Genomic DNA, 344 nt, shown 5'->3' on the forward strand with positions numbered 1-344 from the left:
CAAGCATGTGCAGGGTATCCGGGGCGCAGTGGGCATCACGCAGGCTGGAGTTGCGCAACAGCTTGTCGTAGATCAGCACCTCTTCGGTGACGCGCAGGCAATAGGGCACCTTGACGATATAGACCCGGTCGATAAAGGCTTCGTTGTTCTTGTTGTTGCGGAAGCTATGCCACTCGGCTTCGTTGGAATGCGCCAACACCATGCCATCGAAAGGGATGGCGCCCATGTGCTCGGTGCCGTTGTAGTTTCCTTCCTGGGTGGCTGTGAGCAATGGGTGCAACACCTTGATCGGTGCCTTGAACATTTCCACGAACTCAAGCAGGCCCTGGTTGGCCCGGCACAGC

Annotated in this window: 1 pseudogene; it reads right to left on the reverse strand. The window is 57.6% G+C overall.

The annotated features are described in order from the left end of the window. A pseudogene (locus tag A3754_RS00390) lies at window positions 1-344 on the reverse strand (PrkA family serine protein kinase); the annotation flags it as partial.

This window comes from Alcanivorax sp. HI0083 (genome assembly GCF_001635175.1).